This is a genomic window from Prosthecobacter sp. Pr1 (assembly GCF_057652315.1).
Window position 1 is genome coordinate 356,036 of record NZ_JBYFBS010000005.1, and the last position, 16,252, is coordinate 372,287.

The following is a 16,252-nucleotide window of genomic DNA, read 5'->3' on the forward strand; positions in this document are numbered from 1 at the left end:
GCTGATGGCAGGATGATGCATTAATCAGAAGCTTTTAAGGTTTTGAGCAGCTTCGAAATTCTCGGAGTTCATGGCCAGGTCTAGCCGGTGAAGACAGCAGCAAAGAAAAAAGGCCGCCTGCAAAAATGCAAGGCGGCCTATATAACCCAACTGGCGGAGCGGACGGGGCTCGAACCCGCGACCTCCAACGTGACAGGCTGGCGTTCTAACCAACTGAACTACCGCTCCTTTGCCGTTTGGGGTCGCGATAGTAAACGCTCATCGCATGCTGGCAAACGGAAACTTACATAGTTGTAAAAAATCATCACGGCACCTCTTCGCCTGAGCCGGTGTAATACCAGCCGACAACCTTGCCATTGAGCACCAGCGCCTGCGCTTCGGTTGGTTGCAGCCCAAACACTGTCTTCACATTGCAGCCCACTTTCACCGCCCAGCCTGGCTTGCCTTGGATCACGGTTGGCTGCGGGTCCTGCCAGCTGGTGATATTCTCCGGCTTGATTTCGGTGATCTGCCCGCGCTTCATGCTGGCAATCAGCAGTGGATAACCGCTGGTGGAATCTCGAACCGGCTTGCCGTCAGCTTCCACTTCGCTGCTGGAAGGGCTGGCATCTGCCACCGATGCCTCGGGCTGACTCTGACGTTTGTTCGCGGCAATGGCCTTGAGCTCCTCCGCGCGTGTGATCTTCCACTTCTCATAGGACTCATTGAGCTGCGCCTTCAAGTCTGTGCCATCAACGGGCAATTGCGCACGTGCAGGCGAAGAGGCAGTCGGCGCGAGGGTGAGCACCCCGTTCTCTGCAGCCAGAGCATAGGCCTTGCCACCCGCGGCAATCTTGCTCGATCCCACGCTCATCTTGAACATCGCGTCCTGCATGAGCTTCACCTCCCGAGGAAAGGCGGACGCCGGAATCTTCAACCAGTTGCCGGTCAGTGCTTCGATGGGCTCAAATTTCGGGCCTGAGGAGACCGATTCAGACTTTGGCGCAGGGGCCTTTTCCACCGGCTTCTCCACCATGACAGGCTTCACAGGCGGGGGCGGGCTCTCCTTGACAACCACAACGGGTTTTTCCTCCTCGGCTGGCTTGACAGGCAGAGCCTTGGGCTTCACGGGAGGATTGAGGCTTTTGAAAACCAGCTTCTTGCCGGGAGGCGCCCCGAAATAGTCGTATGCAAGAAAGGCACCGCCAATGATGAGGATAGTATAGAATAGAGATTTCATGGGAGTATTGATAGATAAATGCTCATGCGTCACCGCATGATACAGCGATTGAGTACTTCAATTTCTTGGGATCGCAGTTACATTTTTCTGTAAAGTTTGCGTCAAAAGACTCATAGACCGGAAGCTTGCGGGCGGGAAGGGCTGCGCTACATAGCCCTTATGCCCCAAACCAACCTGCTCCTTGGAGTTAATATCGACCATGTCGTGACCTTGCGTCAGGCACGTTACCGCGCCATGCCGGATTCCCCCAATGCGGAGCCTTCGGTCCTGGCTGCCGCCTTGGCAGCCGAGGTGGCGGGCGCTGATTCCATCACCGTGCATTTGCGGGCTGACCGCCGCCACATTCAGGACGCGGACGTGTATTTGCTCCGCAAAAGCATCGGCACCAAGCTGAACCTGGAAATGGGCAACACCCAGGAGATCTTGGACATTGCACTCCAGGTACGCCCGGACTTCGTCTGCATGGTGCCGGAAAACAGGGAGGAGGTCACGACCGAAGGAGGCCTTGATGTGGCCGGTCAGCGTGACGCACTTCGCCGCACTGTGAAGGCGCTCAGCGACAACGGCACCCGAGTCAGCATGTTTGTTGATCCAGACCTCGAACAGATTCGAGCCAGTGCAGAAATCGGCGCGGCCATGATCGAACTCCACACCGGCACCTTTGCCAACCACACCGGCGCAGAACGCGACGCCGAGGTCGAGCGCCTCTGCGCCGCTGCCGAGTTGGGCCACGCCCTTGGCCTCCAGATCAATGCCGGACATGGCCTGACCACGAAAAACCTCCCAGCCCTGTGGCCCGTGCCCCACTTGGCGGAACTGAACATCGGCCATCACCTCGTTTCGCGCGCCATTTTCATCGGCCTGCATGGAGCGGTGCGTGAGATGCTCGCCGTCATGGCGACCTATCGCAATTGATCCCACATGAAAGCCACCGGCATCGGCATTGATCTCGTGGAAGTGTCCCGTATCCGCGAGATGCTGGAGCGGCACGGCCAGCGCTTCAAAGAGCGCACCTTCACCGCTGGCGAAATCGCTTACTGTGATTCCTGCGCCGAGCCCGCCATGAATTACGCCGCACGTTTTGCCGCCAAAGAAGCGGTGGCCAAAGCACTTGGCACTGGCATATGGGCGGAAGGCGTGAATTGGACCGACATCGAGGTCGTGCGTGCAGCCAACGGCAAACCCTCCGTCCTCCTGCACGGCGCTGCCAAACAGCACGCCGGTGAAGCCACCTGCCTCGTCAGTCTCACTCATACACGCGAGCTGGCCATGGCGCAGGTGTTGCTCGCGTGAGCTTTTGCTTTTCACTCCCCTTCCCAGCCGCTACAATCGGCCTTCATCCACATGCGACGCGCGATCTATCCGGGCAGCTTTGACCCCATCACCAACGGCCACCTCGACGTCTTGCAGCGTGCAGCCGGTATTTTTGACAATCTCATCATTGCCGTTGCACGCGACAATGCCAAAGAGAGCCTCTTCACCGTCGAAGAACGTGTCGAACTCATCCGCAACGCCGCCGCCGAGATTCCTGGCATCGAGGTCATGCCCTTCGATGGTCTGCTGGTTAATTTCGCCCGCAAGCATCAGGCCTGCGCCCTCGTGCGTGGTCTGCGCGCGGTGTCGGACTTTGAATTCGAGTTCCAACTTGCCCTCATGAACCGTAAGTTAGAGCCCAATCTCGAAACACTCTTTCTCATGCCCCGCGAAGAATACACCTACATCAGCAGCCGGCTGGTCAAGGAAATCTGCCGGCTCGGCGGTCACATCGAGCAGTTCGTTCCGCCCAATGTCGTGGCAGCCCTCTGCAACAAATTACAAAAGGCCTGATTTTTCCCCAATCCCCTTATGCACCGTCCCTTTTTCATTGACCTTCGCACCCTGCCCGATGGCGGCAAGGACATCTCCGGGCAGGAACTGCCGGCTTTCTTTGACCTCGACCCCAAAGACTCCATTCAGGCCATTTCCCCGTTGAAATATGACCTCCACGTCGAGCGTGACGGCAGCGAGCTTCTCATCAGCGGTAAGTTGGAGGCCACTTTCAGCCTGGAATGCGGCACCTGCATGGAACGCTTCGACTACAAAGTCGATCTGCCCGACTACAATTCCGAAGTCGAGATTGCAAAGGATGAAACGATCAACTTGACGGATACGGTACGGGAAGATACTCTGCTTGCCCTTCCGAGCTACCCACGCTGCGATGCTGGCAATGTCCATCCTCGTCAGTGTCCCGCCGAAGGCAGGTTTGAACCGGTGCTGGAAACAGCTCCCGACGAGCCTCAAAGTGCGGGTCCGGGTGTATGGGAAGCTTTGAACAAGTTAAATTAGAAGAACAGACCCCACCTCGATACTCTCATGGCCAATCCGAAGCGCAGACAATCCAAGAGCCGCCAACGCATGCGTCAAGGCGCAAACCGCTGGAAGGCGCCCACCCTCAAGAGCTGCCCAGAATGCGGCACCTCAGTCCCTGGCCACGTCGCCTGCCCCTCCTGCGGATACTACCGCGGTCGTCAGGTGATCAGCAAGGTCGCTGGCGAAGCCTGATCCCATCTCGTTAATCTATTTCCAACCCCGCCGAGTTTCACTCGGCGGGGTTTTTTCGTTTGTTCTCACCTGGCAGCTTTTACAGGCTGCCTAGGAATCATACATCACACACCATCGCGGCGTGGCGCAGCGCCAGAATCGGATCGTCCCAGGTGGGGATGAATTCGTGAGCGACGAAGTCGTGGTAGCCGATTTCGAGCAGCGCCTGCATGACGGCGGGGTAGTTGATCTCCTGATGCTCGTCGAGCTCGCAGCGGCCAGGATTTCCAGCAGTGTGAACATGGCCGATGTAGTCCTGATGGAGACGCAAGCGGCGGATGATGTCTCCGTTCATGATGCTGACGTGATAGATGTCGAAGAGCAGCTTGAAGTTGGGACTGCCGATGTTTTTGATAAGATCGACGCAAAAGTCCACGTCATCGCCGAAGTAGCCGGGGTGCCCCTTCATCGGATGGGAGCTGTCGCGGGAGTTCAGGTGCTCCAAAACCAGCGTGATGCCTTTCTTTTCGGCGAGCGGCAGCACATGCTTCCAGACATCGAGACATGAATGGATAGCCTGGTCGCGGTCCATTCCCTCAAACTTCATGCCCGTGAAGGTGATGACCTTTTTGCTGCCGACATCGGCGGCGAGGTTGATGGAATCGGTCAGCTTGGTGACGACCTCATCCCGGAATTCGGGATTGCATGGCCCTTTGGCGAAGCCGTGGCTTCCGACGAGTGAGATGTCGAGGCCGAGGGCCTTCACATCAGGGTAGTACTTGCTGTCGATGCCCTCCATGCCGACAAGGCCAATGTTCTTGCAGTGCTTGGCCAGAACCATCGTGTCCATGGGTTTGAAACACCAGCCCATGACGGTGTGCTTGATGCCGTGGTTTTTGATGACGTAGGCAGGATCAGCCGCCGCTTTATCGATGGATTGAGCGCTGAGACGTGAAGCAGCGGTGGCAGCAAGAGCTGAGGCGAAGAAATGACGACGGTTCATGGTTGGAGAAGTCAAACGGTGCCAGGATCACTTTCCTATGCAGAAGGTGGAGAAGATGACATCCAGGATGCGTTCGACATCGACCTGGCCAATGACGTCGCCAAGGGCCTGGAGCGCCTCACGAATCTCAAGGGCGATGAATTCGGGAGCCTCATTGTGTTCCAGAGCCGCCCTGGCGGCCAGGAGACGCTCTGCACTGCGTTCGAAGGCAGCCTTGTGCCGTGCATTAATGGCGATGGGATGATCCGCAGCGAGCGGCCCCGCCGTGGCAATGACATCGCGGATGGCATCGCGCAGCGGTTCAATGCCGTCACCTGTCAGACAGGACAGCGGGATGGCCCCAGGCTCGCCGTTCCAATCAGCATGAATGCCCAGATCGCTTTTGTTGAGGATGAGAATGCGGCGGCGGGCAACTTCGGGCGAGAGCACCAGTCGGGACCCACTCGATGCACGACTGCCATCAACAACTTCAATCACGAGGTCGGCTCGTTCCAATTCACGCTCAGTTCGCTGAATGCCAACGCGTTCGATGTCGTCGCCGGCCTCACGCAGACCGGCGGTATCCACGAGGCGCAGCGGGATGCCATGGACCTGGATGATTTCTTCAATGGTGTCGCGGGTAGTTCCTGCGGTGGGACTCACGATGGCACGCTCAAACCCCAGCAGGACATTCAGCAGGCTGCTTTTACCAACATTGGGAGCGCCTGAGATCACTGTCCGTGCACCATGCCGCAGGATGCGCCCCTGCTCGGAAGTCGCGATGAGTTTTTGCGCGCGCCCGAGCACGGCATCGATACGACGCAGCAGATCGGCCCCCGTTTCGGGCGAGATGTCTTCCTCTGGAAAATCGATGTAGGCCTCGATATGGGCGAGCACTGGAATGATCTCCTGCTGCATGGCTGTAGCTTCACGGCCGATAGCACCGCCAAGCTGCTCATTGGCAGCACGGAGGGCGAGCGTGCTTTGCGCATGAATCAAATCCATCACGGCCTCGGCTTGCGTAAGGTCCATTTTGCCGTTCAAAAAGGCACGCTGGGTAAACTCACCGGGATCAGCGGCTCGCGCCCCACACGCAAGCCAACGGTCCAGAACACGCTGGGTGACAAGAACGCCACCGTGGCCATGGAATTCGATGACGTCTTCACCCGTGTAACTTGCGGGCCCCTTGAAGTAGAGCAGCAATCCATGATCCAGATCACCTCCGTCTGCGTCCACAATGGGAGCGAGATGCGCCATTCTTGGCATGACCTTCACTGGCAATCGGGCGACCCGGGCAGCGATTTGCAGCGCCTGCGGGCCGGAAACGCGCACCACACTGATTGCAGCCTCTCCCAAGGCGGTCGAAATGGCAGCGATAGTGTCGTTAAGCATTGGCGATGGTGAGGGGTGCGCGGCAGAAGTTCAAGAAGCGTTCCAGGAAGTTGCAACAAAAGACTTCTTCAACGCTGAAGTCTTGATCCCTGATTGGGCAACGCTTATGCTGGCCGCTTTCCAACTAGAATCTCCAGTCACGCATGTTTGAACCTGCCATTCAATACACCGCCATGGGCCCATGGGCTCCGCGGCATGTTTCATGGCTGGAAATGGCCTGTTATTTTGGCGGTGCCTTGCTGGTGGCCTCGCTTGGCACATGGTGGATATTGCATCGTGGTGGACAAATCGGGCTGGATGAACCAGACACCCGCCGCAAACTGCATGAGAAGGCGATCTCGCGACTCGGTGGCGCCCCCATTTTCCTGGCCGTGGGTCTGGCCTCGCTGGTGGCAGGCTACATTGGCGGACTTGGCTGGACTCGCTGGCTGCCGGTGGCGATTTGCAATGCCTTGATTTTCAGCGTGGGCTTCGTGGACGATCTTAAACCTCTAGGCGCCAAAGTGAAGCTGATTGGCCAGATCGGTACGGCGTTGATTTTGTATTCCCTGGGGGTTTCGATCGACATTCTCAGCAATCCGTTCGGAGAGGGGTCAGTTTCTCTGGGATGGTGGAGCCTGCCTTTGACATTGCTCTGGCTGGTGAGCATCCCCAACATCGTCAACCTCATCGACGGAATGGACGGGCTGGCGGGCGGCTTCGGCCTGTTTCTTAGCCTGACCCTGGCATTTCTGGGCTATTACAGCGGCCAGCCCGACGTCCTGGTTGTCTCGCTGGCAATGGCCGGCGCACTGGGAGGATTTTTGATTTTTAATCTTCCTCCTGCCAGGATATTCCTGGGTGATGGAGGAGCTTATTTGATCGGTTTTTTTATCGCTTCAGTCTCCCTCTTCACTTCGAACAAAGGATCGATCATCGGCGCGCTGCTGGTCATCATTATTGCCCTTGGGGTGCCGATTTTGGACACCCTGTTTGCCATCATTCGAAGAGCCATCCGGGGAGTTTCCATCTTCAACGCGGATGCTGAACACATCCATCATCGGCTGATTCTGCTTGGCTACAGCAAGGGTGGTGCGCTTGCCGCCATGTATGCCGTCTGTCTCGCTCTGAGCTTGGTGGGATTGAGCATTTTGATGATCAAGGGCATCGCGCTGCCAATGGTCGGTGCCATTTTATTCTTGCTGGCTCTGGGTGCAGCCCGCTATCTGGGATACATTCGGAGCTGGTCCAATTTCCGCGCTCAAATCAACGAAACGATGGAGCGGCGCAGGCAGCGGGAATTCTTTCGTGCCTACGGACGCGTGCTGGATTTTGAGGTGGAGCGCTGCGCTGACCTGCCAAGCTTTGCCATCTTGTTTCAGCACGGGCTGGAACGCATGGGCTTGAGCATGCACCCTCAAACCGGCAGTCAGCCAGAAATTTTGGCACTGGGAGGGGGCAGGCATTTTACCATCCATCGTCCTGTGGATTCCACCGATCTTGCTGAATGGCATCTCCGTCTTGATGTGCTGCTGCCTGCACTCGAACGCTGCCTGGAGAAATGGAAGTCTCTACCCTCCAGCAATGAAATCGAATCTGCTGCAGCGCCCCCCAATCTCCCGCTCTCAGTCACTACATGAACAAAGAGTCCGACCAGTTTGAAGAGCCAGTGAAAAAACTTCCACAGCTTGCCGGAGATGAAGTCGAAGAGGTGGATTCAGCACCTCGGATGGGTGACTTGCAGGAAGACGACTTTGAAGACGATGGCACCACGGCTCAAGAGCGCAGCTATGATGTCCCCGGTCCCGCATGGCAGGGATATGTCTTTGCCTTACTGCCTGTTGCTGCCTGCATGTTCGGCGCAGGGCGCGAAGCTTGGTCCAAAGGAAGCATCACTCTTCTGCTGGCCCTGGTGTTGATCTTCTTTGCGCCCAAGCGCAAACTACCGCCGATAGCGTTGTTCGGCCTGCTGGGGGCTGTGCTCGCTCCGTTGCTCTCCTTTCTACCGTCAAACTGGCTGTTCAAGTCTCCAGCATGGCAGACCACCTTGGTTCAGGACTGGGACATCCATCTGTCCAAAACACTGACTCCTCAGGCCGCCGTAACGATGGAGGCCTGGCTCTTTTTTGCCACCTGCATTGCCTGGCTGGCCTGGTGTCTGACCCGGGGGTTTTCAGACCGCCAACGTCGGGCCATGATCCAAATCCTCACCTTTGGTGGAATCCTGCTTTGTTTGCTCTCCATCTTAGAAGGCACGAGAGTGATCCACATTCCCTGGTGGCCGCGCAATCCTTTGGAATGGGGCAATGCATTTGGCCCCTTTGCCAATCGTAATCACATCAGCAGCATCGCCGCCATGACATGCGTCCTCTGTGCTGCAACCGGCTTTGATGCTCATCGGCGCAAATCACGTTTGTGGATCCCATGTTTGCTGGGGTTCATCCCTCCTCTTATCTGCCTTTACATGAACAGTTCGCGCGCAGGTCTGATTTTGCTGTTTCTTGGTATGACAGCTTGGTTTGGCACCATTGCGATGCGGCGTGGTTTCTTTCAGAAACTGGCCGTTTCCACTTCTCTCATCTTCATTATTTCCTCATTGCTGGTCATGTCCGGAGGGAATGTATCCAAGCGGCTTACTGAAGGAGGCCTCGTAGATTTTGTTTCAGACAGCAACCGAGGCTCCCTGTTTGTGGAAACTCTCAAGATGTCCCTGGATTCCCCTTGGACTGGCATCGGGCTGGGAAATTTCGCTGCTGTGTTTCCACAATTTTCCGGCATGTCCGAGCACATACGCCGCTTCATCCATCCTGAGAGCGACCTGCTCTGGCTCCTGGCTGAGGGCGGATTGCTGACCCTGCTGCCCGCCATGCTGGTGCTGTTTTGGATTTTTGTGTCCACCGGCCCCTGGTATGGCAAGAAAAAGAAACGCAAATCAGGCATGCAGGATCGTCGTCTGCGCAATGCTGCCGCCATCGTCTTCGGTCTTGGAGCCATCCATGGACTGGGTGATGTGCCCAATCATGGTCTCGGCTATGCGCTCTTCATGGCCTTGCTGGCGGGAATCGCGATTCGACCACGCAGATTGCCAAACGCATCCGGCATGCCACAGCGTCTGGCCTTCCGGCTGGGCGGAGTGATGCTGCTGGCACTGGGTGCGGCTTGGACGGCCATTGCGCTGGGACATCCGGTTTTGCCGGGCTCGAGTGCGGCGAATGCATTGCGAAGCCGGGCGGGAAAACTGGCTGACTCCGGTTCTCCTGCAGGCGCGCTGCCGCTCATGGATCAGGCCATTGAAATGGCGCCGATGGATTTTCGCTACTACTACGAAAGGGCGTGTCTGCGCCTTCGTCTCGGCCAGCCGAAAGAAGCGGCTTTGCTGGATTTCTCTCGTTCGCGTGTGCTCGATCCGACTTACGCACTGACCTGCTACACCGAAGGCCTTTTCTGGCTCGATTTCGACCCTCAGTACGCAGTCGTCGGCTGGCGCGAGTTTCTGCGCCGCTATCCGGAGGCGGCACCCGGTGAGTATGGCTATTACCGCCAAATGCTCAATTATTCCTACCAGCACCCCGGACTGCGCGAACCGCTCTGGACACTGGCCACAACTTCGGAGTTGAAATTCGAGTTCCTGAAAAGTGTTCAGACGCGCGATGAATTCGACCGCTGCTTGAAAAGCCTGCTGGCTCAACAACCAGACCTAAGGGGTTTGGATCCAGAGCAAAGGAAGAACCTTTTCAGCATGTGGTACCAGTATGGCAATCAAGAAGCGCTCATTATTGCTCTGGAAACCAACCGCAAATGGCAGGAGGATGGCTGGCGTACCCTCGCGGAACACTACGCTCGCAATTCAGATTTCCAGCGCGCGTGTCAGACAGCCATCCCCTATCTCCCCTCGGTCATTCGCACTGCACCAGGAACCAGCAGCAACATCCCAGCCTTGGAGCGCGCCCTGCTCTACAATCCAACCGATGCCAGAAGTGGCATTGATTTATTCCAAGCTCAAAAGACACAGGGCGACATTGACGGCGCCCTGCGTACTCTGGAAAAAGTGGCCGCATTCCCCAATGCCCCTGCGTACGTCCGCCAGGAAATCGCCACACTTTACATGATGAAACAGGATTTTCGCCGTGCCTGGGAAAACCTGCGGGAGGCCATGCAAAAGACATAGGCAAGGGCAGACTGAAGGCATTGGATAAAATCTGCTTCATTTTGGGGCAGATTGAGCAGCTTGCCGAAGTCGATGCATCGAACGCATTGCCTTTGTCCACGAGCCCGTTATTCTGTAAATTATGCCCGCCAACGACATTGAGCCCCATATCGAACCGGCAACCATCGAAGACCTGCCCCAGTTGGTGGAACTGCTTCTTGCCTTGTTCAGTGAAGAAGAGGATTTCAAGCCGGACCGCTCCAAGCAGGAGCACGGCCTGCGCCTCATTCTGGAGCAGCCCAACCGCGGCCGCATCTTTGTGCTGCGCACAGAACACAAGGTCATCGGCATGATCAACCTGCTCTTCACCATCAGCACGGCGGAAGGTGGCCTGGTCCTCATCATGGAGGACGTCATTGTGCATCCGCAGCATCGTCGTCAGGGATATGGAGGACGCCTTCTGGATCACGCCATCGAATTCGCGCGGGAAAAACACTTCCGCCGTATCACCCTGCTGACCGATCGCATCAGCGCAGACTCGCAGTCCTTCTTTCAGCAGCACGGCTTCCAGTTTTCCAAGATGATCCCGATGCGCCTCGTCTTTAACGAACCCTAAAGCAGTCTCTCCCTATGCACGCGTTTCTCGCCTTCCTCCCCCGGCCCGAAGGCGCCACGATGAAGGTGTCACGTGAGTGGGTGGAGGCCTCCGACTGGTTTGTACTCTTCACCCTTGGCACTCTGCTGTTTCTGCTGGGCGCATTTGCCATGTGGGCCTGGCTTATTTGGCGGCGCACCACAAAGCCGGAGCCGCATATCAAACTGCTCATGGAACTCGAGGATGAATCTGAAGTCGAAGCCCGCACGACAATGCCAGAGGTAGAGACTGAAACGCGTGCTCCTTGGGAGCAGACCCCTGATTGGTGGAAGAAAGTGGACCCTTGAATGCAGCATGAGCGAGAAGCGTTCTCTTTTTCATGGCTGGCGTGCGCGCACCCACTACCTCACGCGCAATCGTCGCTTTTTGCTGCGCACCGCCGCCAGCATCACCGCCACAGGCATGATCATCGCCTGTGTGATCGTGATCGGCGATGTCAGCCAGGGGGAGCCCAAACAGAGTCAAGCCGACCTCTCCGCATTAAGCCGCTTGCATGAAGAGTTTAACCGCCTGCGGCATGAAACCACCCCGCAGCCGCGCCAGTTCGCCCTCTGGCTGCGCATGCTTCTCGCCCAACTCCCGCAGATCGAGGAGGAAAACGACGAGTCTGTGTTTCCCATGTTCATTCAGACTGGCAAGCTTGGCGGCTATGATGTGGCGCAACTCATCCAGCAGCATGCCACCACAGATGCCCCGGCAGGTTTGTTCCAGAATTTTCTTGCCGCAGCACTCGCCGGAGATCCGGCAGCGCAGCAGCAGCTCGAGCAAAATGCCCGGGCCTTGCCGCCTGAAATGCTCGCCGCAGAGCTTCTCGGCAGCGTACAGAAGCGCCGCAACAACATCCCGGCGGCCATGGAGGCATTTTACACCGAAGGCCTTCACTTTGCGGATGCCACCACCTCGCGTGAAGAGGCACTCCACCTGGCTGTCACACAGCATGACATTAAGTTCCTGCGCACCCTTGCTGCCCAGCCCGGATGGATCGAGCATTGCCCTCCCTTGCTCCAGCACCATGCAGGTTCACTTCTGGGCGATGTTTGGATGCAGTGGCATGGCCTTTTTCGTCATCGTCTCGATGAAATCCCCTATGGCATGCTCGGCCTCGCTTTCTTCGCGGCCGCTCTGTGGTACTTCATCCTGGTGCAGCACAGTGACCGCGAACGCTGGCGCTGGGCGCGCCCCATCGTCGCCCTCATGGCCGGAGTGGCCAGCGTTTGGCCCACGCTCACCATTCTCGCCTATCAGGAGTTCCATCAGGGCATGACCGCTGCCGCCCCCTTTCCTCATGATTTGATCTACTACATCGCGGGAGTCGGACTGCGCGAAGAAGGCTGCAAGCTTCTGCTCTTCTCACTTTTCCTGCCATGGTTGATGTGGCGTCGCACGCCGGGTCTGGCACTGCTCACGGGTGCTTTTGTTGGACTGGGGTTTTCGCTGGAGGAAAACATCGGCTACTACCAGAATTTCGGCGGCAGCGTCGCCTGGACGCGTTTCCTATCCGCCAATTTCCTCCATATTTCCCTCACCGGCATCTGCGCACACAGCCTCTACCGCATGCTGCTCACCCGCTTCGCCCGTGCTGATGAATTCATCGCCACCTTCCTGCTGGCCGTCATTGCTCACGGTGCCTACGACTACCTCTCTCCCGGCAGGCTTGATGACAACGGCTGGCTTTCCGTCATTGTGCTCATTCTCTGCGCCGCACGTTTCATTGATCTCCTCGGTGAGGAAACCCGCCCCGTGCATCTCACCATCGCACCACGGGCCGTCTTCACCTTTGGCTCCGCCGTTTTGATAGCCATCTCCCTCATCCTTGGCGCATGGAGCACGCACACCATGGCAGGCGTCGCCAAGGCCGGTCAGGAATGCCTTAGCATGATCCCGATTGCATTGCTGTATTGGCGGAAGTTTGAGCATGCCTGAAACTCCCCGAGTCGGGGTTGTGCTTTGCACTTCTTCATGAATCGCGCATGCTGCGCCATGACTTGGTTTGAACACAATTTCTGGACGGTGGTGCTGGCGATTGCGTCGATCGTCGGCTCCGTCATTGCGCTGATTCATCTGCTCCTGCGGCATCGCGACTACCGTTCTGCAGCATTTTGGACGGCACTGGTGGTCTTCACACCACTGATCGGCCCCCTGCTGTACCTTTTGCTGGGTATCAATATTCTGCGTCGCAGCGGCCGGCGCTACCGCAGCGGCATCAATGAACCATGGCGTGATCCGGTGCCAGATCAGCCGCTGCCCGTCACTGCCACTGACAGCTGTGCCATGCAGGAGCACCAGCAGCTGGCACGCACGCTGGACCGCATCTCGCGCTTCAGCCACATGCTGGGAAACCACCTCGATATCCTCCATAATGGCGACGAGGCGATGCCGCGCATGCTGGAGGCGATCCGTGGAGCGCAACAAAGCATCACGCTGGCCAGCTACATCTTTGAAGCCACCGGCATCGGCGCAGACTTTATAAGTGAGCTCTCCCTGGCAGTTAAGCGCGGCGTGCAGGTGCGTGTCATGGTGGATGACGCCGGCACACGCTACTCCTGGCCGCCAGTGGTTGAGTCCCTGGCGAAAGCCGGAGTCACTGCACGCCGCTTCATGCCCAGCCGGCTGGTCCTGCGTCTGATCACCATGAACCTGCGCAATCACCGCAAGATCCTGGTGGTTGACGGCAAGACGGCCTTCACCGGTGGAATGAACATCCGCGAAGGAAACATGGTCGCCCGCAAGCCGAAGCACGCAGTTCTTGATCTGCACTTTGCTGTCACCGGGCCATGCGTGGCGCAAATTCAGCGGGTGTTCGCCGAAGACTGGTCCTTTTGCACGGGTGAATCCTTGGAAGGACCGCTGTGGTTCCCTGATCTGGCCGCCACGGGCAGCACGACCGCCATTGGTATTGTCGATGGTCCCGACGAGGACATGGAAGTGATGCCTGCTGCATTTTTCGCCGCGCTCAATGCCGCGCGTGAAGAGGTGAAGATCGTTACCCCCTACTTTCTTCCCAACGCAGTTCTCATGGCGGCGCTGCGCCTGTGTGCTGTACGTGGCGTGAAAGTGACGATCCTCACACCGGCGGAGAACAACATCCCATTCGTAGGATGGGCTGCACAGACCTTGTATCCCGATCTGCTGTCGGTGGGCTGCCGCATCTTTGAATCCCCCCCGCCGTTTGATCACTCCAAATTGTTCCTCATCGATGGAGTGTGGTCCTTCCTTGGGTCCACCAACTGGGATCCACGCAGCCTGCGCCTGAACTTTGAATTCAACCTCGCCTGCCACGACGCTGAACTATGCCAGCGGCTCGCGGCGGAGATGGATGCCAAGCTGGCCCACAGCCGTGAAATCACACACGAGATGCTGGAAAATGCGCCGGTCCTGCATCGCCTGCGCAACGGCTTTGCGCGCCTCTTCATTCCAGCACTCTAAGAACTTTTGAATCTTTTGGCAAAACCAACCGTATCTAGGAACGTTGTAATCTACAGCCTGCCATGATGTCTCCCAGGTTTCCCCCACGCCTCCCCTGCTCCAGCCGCTGCCGCAGCAGGTCAGAATTTGTTTTTTTTCGGGAATAAACCCGCCGGCTCCTGCATCTCACTCGCACGCATGATGTCATCATACTCTCGAACCTGAAACCTTTGCCCCGGAAAACGGGGCCGCTGCCGCGCACAGTCTAACGCGCACCACTCAACTCAACCCACCCAAATCCAATCATGAAGAAACTCATCGCACTCGTCTTCGCCCTCGTCGCCTCCGCCGGTTTCGCAGCCGAGTTCCCGGACATCAGCATTGCCGATCTCAAGAAGGCCATCGCTGACAAGAAAGTCACCGTCATCGACGTGAACGGCGCCGCCTCCTATAAGGCAGGCCATGTGCCAACCGCCATCGACTTCGCAACCCAGGGCTCCAACCTCGCCAGCGCCCTGCCTGCTGACAAGGGTGCTCTCGTCGTCGCCTACTGTGGTGGTCCTGCCTGCAGCGCCTACAAGGCCGCAGCCAACGCCGCCAGCCAGCTCGGCTACACGAACGTGAAACACCTCTCCGCTGGCATCTCCGGCTGGAAGGCCGCCAAAGAACCTCTGGAGAAGTAATACTTCAAGAGACTCCACTCACCGGGTGTGCGGGAACCAATCCTGCCACCCGGTTTTTTGTGCCCGCAGCCGGAATGCTCAGGCAGGAGACCAAGCCTCCATGGCCAGACTCGCCGCCCCGAGGGCACCTGCATTATCACCCAGCGTCGAAGGCACGATTTTCAGTCCTCCCCCACGCAAAGCAGGCATCAGCGCGCATGCGGTATCTGTAACCGATTGGCAAAAACGCTCCCCCAGCATCGTCAAGGGGCCATGAAGGATGAAAACCCCGGTGTCGATGATCATATGCAACAAGCCAATCACTCGTGCGTAGTCGGCACACACGGCTTCCCATTCCGGCCCTGCTGAATCAGAAACAGCCGCGAGACCTGCGCGCAGATCTTCAGGCAGCGTTGCCAGCCCATCCACTCCTGCCAGCCTCCGCCATGTCGCGGGGGCGCTCAGCGCATGGTGCAATTCCTTGCCGTCACCCGCTCCTCCCATCAAGGGCCACGGCCAGCGCCCCACCTCTCCGGCGGCATGATTCGAACCTTCGATCACTTTGCCGTCCTGAACGATGGCGACGCCAAAACCACTCCGAGGTCCGAGGATCACATAATCATTCAAGCCATGTCCGAGACCGAACCAACGCTCAGCCAGCGCAATCGCCCTCAGGTTGTTCTGCAAAATGACAGGAACTTTCAATTTGGATCCGATCTCATCAGCCACCGGCACCCGATTCCAATCAGGGATGAATGCATAATACAACCCCACACCTGCATGCGCATCCACCAGCCCGGGAACTCCCAGACCAACCGAAAGCAGCGGACCTTGCATCGCCTCGGCCAACCGGGCCACGCAGGTGAGAATCGACTTGATCACCTGATCTGCCAACACATCTACAGGCAAGGGCAGCTCCAAGGTCATCTTCACGCTGCCGGAAAAATCCACGCCCACGGCCTGAATGCGCTGGGCATTAAATTCCAAGCCGGCAAACCAGCCCGCTTCCGCTTGCGTACTCAAAATGCGCCGGGGACGGCCCATCGGCCCTTGGTTCAAGCCCGATTCATTCAGGTACTTTTCGGCGATCAAATGATCCACATACAACCCGGTCGTCGAAGGCGAAATTCCTAATGCCTTGGCCAGAGTCGTACGCGAGGTCGCACGCCCGCTGCGAACCTGCAGCACAGCAGCCCCTAGCGTTTCACGTTGGACTATTGGGTTTTTTCGCATTCGAATAAAAAGCCTGTTGATCTCTCCCTGTCCAGCAGGATCAATGTCCTCCCGTCAA

At 57.6% G+C, this 16,252-nt stretch carries 17 protein-coding genes and 1 tRNA gene; 13 read left to right on the forward strand and 5 right to left on the reverse strand.

Annotated features, from left to right (window positions below; translation table 11 throughout):
• Positions 1-151 precede the first annotated feature (151 nt).
• A tRNA-Asp gene (locus AC24GY_RS11175) sits at positions 152-228 on the reverse strand.
• Between the two features lie 76 nt (positions 229-304).
• Positions 305-1,219: a hypothetical protein gene (locus tag AC24GY_RS11180; protein WP_487682842.1), complete on the reverse strand. Its 915-nt coding sequence runs from the start codon at positions 1,217-1,219 to the stop codon at positions 305-307.
• Positions 1,220-1,378: 159 nt separating this feature from the next.
• Between AC24GY_RS11180 and AC24GY_RS11185 the strand changes: the two genes are divergently transcribed.
• The 5 genes from AC24GY_RS11185 to rpmF are packed head-to-tail and all read left to right on the forward strand — an operon-like array spanning position 1,379 to position 3,760.
• Positions 1,379-2,134, forward strand: coding sequence for a pyridoxine 5'-phosphate synthase (locus tag AC24GY_RS11185; RefSeq protein ID WP_487682844.1), 756 nt, complete (start codon positions 1,379-1,381; stop codon positions 2,132-2,134).
• Between the two features lie 6 nt (positions 2,135-2,140).
• Positions 2,141-2,512, forward strand: a complete 372-nt coding sequence (acpS, locus tag AC24GY_RS11190; RefSeq protein WP_422314732.1) for a holo-ACP synthase — start codon at positions 2,141-2,143, stop codon at positions 2,510-2,512.
• 51 nt (positions 2,513-2,563) lie between these two features.
• Positions 2,564-3,046: a pantetheine-phosphate adenylyltransferase gene (gene coaD, locus AC24GY_RS11195; protein ID WP_422314734.1), complete on the forward strand. Its 483-nt coding sequence runs from the start codon at positions 2,564-2,566 to the stop codon at positions 3,044-3,046.
• An 18-nt stretch (positions 3,047-3,064) separates the two neighbouring features.
• A complete protein-coding gene (locus AC24GY_RS11200; protein WP_487682846.1) occupies positions 3,065-3,544 on the forward strand; it encodes a YceD family protein in 480 nt (159 codons plus the stop codon).
• A gap of 27 nt (positions 3,545-3,571) precedes the next feature.
• Positions 3,572-3,760, forward strand: a complete 189-nt coding sequence (gene rpmF / locus AC24GY_RS11205) for a 50S ribosomal protein L32 (RefSeq protein WP_300203639.1) — start codon at positions 3,572-3,574, stop codon at positions 3,758-3,760.
• A 97-nt stretch (positions 3,761-3,857) separates the two neighbouring features.
• Here the strand turns inward: rpmF and AC24GY_RS11210 are convergent, their stop codons facing one another.
• Together AC24GY_RS11210 and mnmE are read right to left on the reverse strand one after the other, a co-directional pair.
• Positions 3,858-4,742 carry a TIM barrel protein gene (locus AC24GY_RS11210; protein ID WP_487682849.1) on the reverse strand — a complete coding sequence of 295 codons (885 nt, stop codon included), beginning with the start codon at positions 4,740-4,742 and terminating at the stop codon, positions 3,858-3,860.
• Positions 4,743-4,769: 27 nt separating this feature from the next.
• Positions 4,770-6,056, reverse strand: coding sequence for a tRNA uridine-5-carboxymethylaminomethyl(34) synthesis GTPase MnmE (mnmE, locus tag AC24GY_RS11215; protein WP_487683021.1), 1,287 nt, complete (start codon positions 6,054-6,056; stop codon positions 4,770-4,772).
• On the opposite strand from mnmE, the gene AC24GY_RS11220 reads away from it, so the two are divergent.
• From AC24GY_RS11220 to AC24GY_RS11255, 8 genes are all read left to right on the forward strand, one after another.
• On the forward strand, positions 5,986-6,264 hold the full coding sequence (locus AC24GY_RS11220) for a hypothetical protein (protein WP_487683027.1): 279 nt from the start codon (positions 5,986-5,988) through the stop codon (positions 6,262-6,264). The two genes, mnmE and AC24GY_RS11220, sit on opposite strands and share 71 nt — an antisense overlap.
• 61 nt (positions 6,265-6,325) lie before the next feature.
• On the forward strand, positions 6,326-7,732 hold the full coding sequence (locus AC24GY_RS11225; RefSeq protein WP_487683023.1) for an MraY family glycosyltransferase: 1,407 nt from the start codon (positions 6,326-6,328) through the stop codon (positions 7,730-7,732).
• Positions 7,729-10,260 (forward strand): O-antigen ligase family protein, encoded by a 2,532-nt coding sequence (locus tag AC24GY_RS11230; protein WP_487682851.1) that lies wholly within the window; start codon positions 7,729-7,731, stop codon positions 10,258-10,260. The genes AC24GY_RS11225 and AC24GY_RS11230 overlap by 4 nt, the downstream gene beginning before the upstream one ends.
• A gap of 121 nt (positions 10,261-10,381) precedes the next feature.
• Positions 10,382-10,855, forward strand: a complete 474-nt coding sequence (locus AC24GY_RS11235) for a GNAT family N-acetyltransferase (protein WP_422320470.1) — start codon at positions 10,382-10,384, stop codon at positions 10,853-10,855.
• A gap of 14 nt (positions 10,856-10,869) precedes the next feature.
• Complete coding sequence (locus AC24GY_RS11240; protein WP_487682853.1) at positions 10,870-11,181, forward strand: hypothetical protein; 312 nt, start codon at positions 10,870-10,872, stop codon at positions 11,179-11,181.
• 7 nt (positions 11,182-11,188) lie between these two features.
• Entirely contained in the window at positions 11,189-12,817 is a 1,629-nt protein-coding gene (locus AC24GY_RS11245; protein ID WP_487682855.1) for a PrsW family glutamic-type intramembrane protease, read from the forward strand.
• A 57-nt stretch (positions 12,818-12,874) separates the two neighbouring features.
• Positions 12,875-14,320, forward strand: a complete 1,446-nt coding sequence (cls, locus tag AC24GY_RS11250) for a cardiolipin synthase (RefSeq protein WP_487682857.1) — start codon at positions 12,875-12,877, stop codon at positions 14,318-14,320.
• A 284-nt stretch (positions 14,321-14,604) separates the two neighbouring features.
• Positions 14,605-14,982 (forward strand): rhodanese-like domain-containing protein, encoded by a 378-nt coding sequence (locus AC24GY_RS11255; protein WP_422322959.1) that lies wholly within the window; start codon positions 14,605-14,607, stop codon positions 14,980-14,982.
• A 78-nt stretch (positions 14,983-15,060) separates the two neighbouring features.
• On the opposite strand, the gene AC24GY_RS11260 is transcribed toward AC24GY_RS11255, so the two are convergent.
• The gene (locus tag AC24GY_RS11260) at positions 15,061-16,194 is read right to left on the reverse strand and encodes an ROK family protein (RefSeq protein ID WP_487682859.1); all 1,134 of its coding nucleotides are present in this window, start codon (positions 16,192-16,194) and stop codon (positions 15,061-15,063) included.
• Positions 16,195-16,252: the final 58 nt, after the last annotated feature.

Bases quoted from the DNA above. Each gene is read 5' to 3' on its own strand.
- AC24GY_RS11180 (WP_487682842.1), bottom strand. From the start codon at position 1,219: ATGAAATCTCTATTCTATACTATCCTCATCATTGGCGGTGCCTTTCTT.
- AC24GY_RS11185 (WP_487682844.1), top strand. From the start codon at position 1,379: ATGCCCCAAACCAACCTGCTCCTTGGAGTTAATATCGACCATGTCGTG.
- acpS (WP_422314732.1), top strand. From the start codon at position 2,141: ATGAAAGCCACCGGCATCGGCATTGATCTCGTGGAAGTGTCCCGTATC.
- coaD (WP_422314734.1), top strand. From the start codon at position 2,564: ATGCGACGCGCGATCTATCCGGGCAGCTTTGACCCCATCACCAACGGC.
- AC24GY_RS11200 (WP_487682846.1), top strand. From the start codon at position 3,065: ATGCACCGTCCCTTTTTCATTGACCTTCGCACCCTGCCCGATGGCGGC.
- rpmF (WP_300203639.1), top strand. From the start codon at position 3,572: ATGGCCAATCCGAAGCGCAGACAATCCAAGAGCCGCCAACGCATGCGT.
- AC24GY_RS11210 (WP_487682849.1), bottom strand. From the start codon at position 4,742: ATGAACCGTCGTCATTTCTTCGCCTCAGCTCTTGCTGCCACCGCTGCT.
- AC24GY_RS11220 (WP_487683027.1), top strand. From the start codon at position 5,986: ATGACCTTCACTGGCAATCGGGCGACCCGGGCAGCGATTTGCAGCGCC.
- AC24GY_RS11225 (WP_487683023.1), top strand. From the start codon at position 6,326: ATGGCCTGTTATTTTGGCGGTGCCTTGCTGGTGGCCTCGCTTGGCACA.
- AC24GY_RS11230 (WP_487682851.1), top strand. From the start codon at position 7,729: ATGAACAAAGAGTCCGACCAGTTTGAAGAGCCAGTGAAAAAACTTCCA.
- AC24GY_RS11235 (WP_422320470.1), top strand. From the start codon at position 10,382: ATGCCCGCCAACGACATTGAGCCCCATATCGAACCGGCAACCATCGAA.
- AC24GY_RS11240 (WP_487682853.1), top strand. From the start codon at position 10,870: ATGCACGCGTTTCTCGCCTTCCTCCCCCGGCCCGAAGGCGCCACGATG.
- AC24GY_RS11245 (WP_487682855.1), top strand. From the start codon at position 11,189: ATGAGCGAGAAGCGTTCTCTTTTTCATGGCTGGCGTGCGCGCACCCAC.
- cls (WP_487682857.1), top strand. From the start codon at position 12,875: ATGACTTGGTTTGAACACAATTTCTGGACGGTGGTGCTGGCGATTGCG.
- AC24GY_RS11255 (WP_422322959.1), top strand. From the start codon at position 14,605: ATGAAGAAACTCATCGCACTCGTCTTCGCCCTCGTCGCCTCCGCCGGT.
- AC24GY_RS11260 (WP_487682859.1), bottom strand. From the start codon at position 16,194: ATGCGAAAAAACCCAATAGTCCAACGTGAAACGCTAGGGGCTGCTGTG.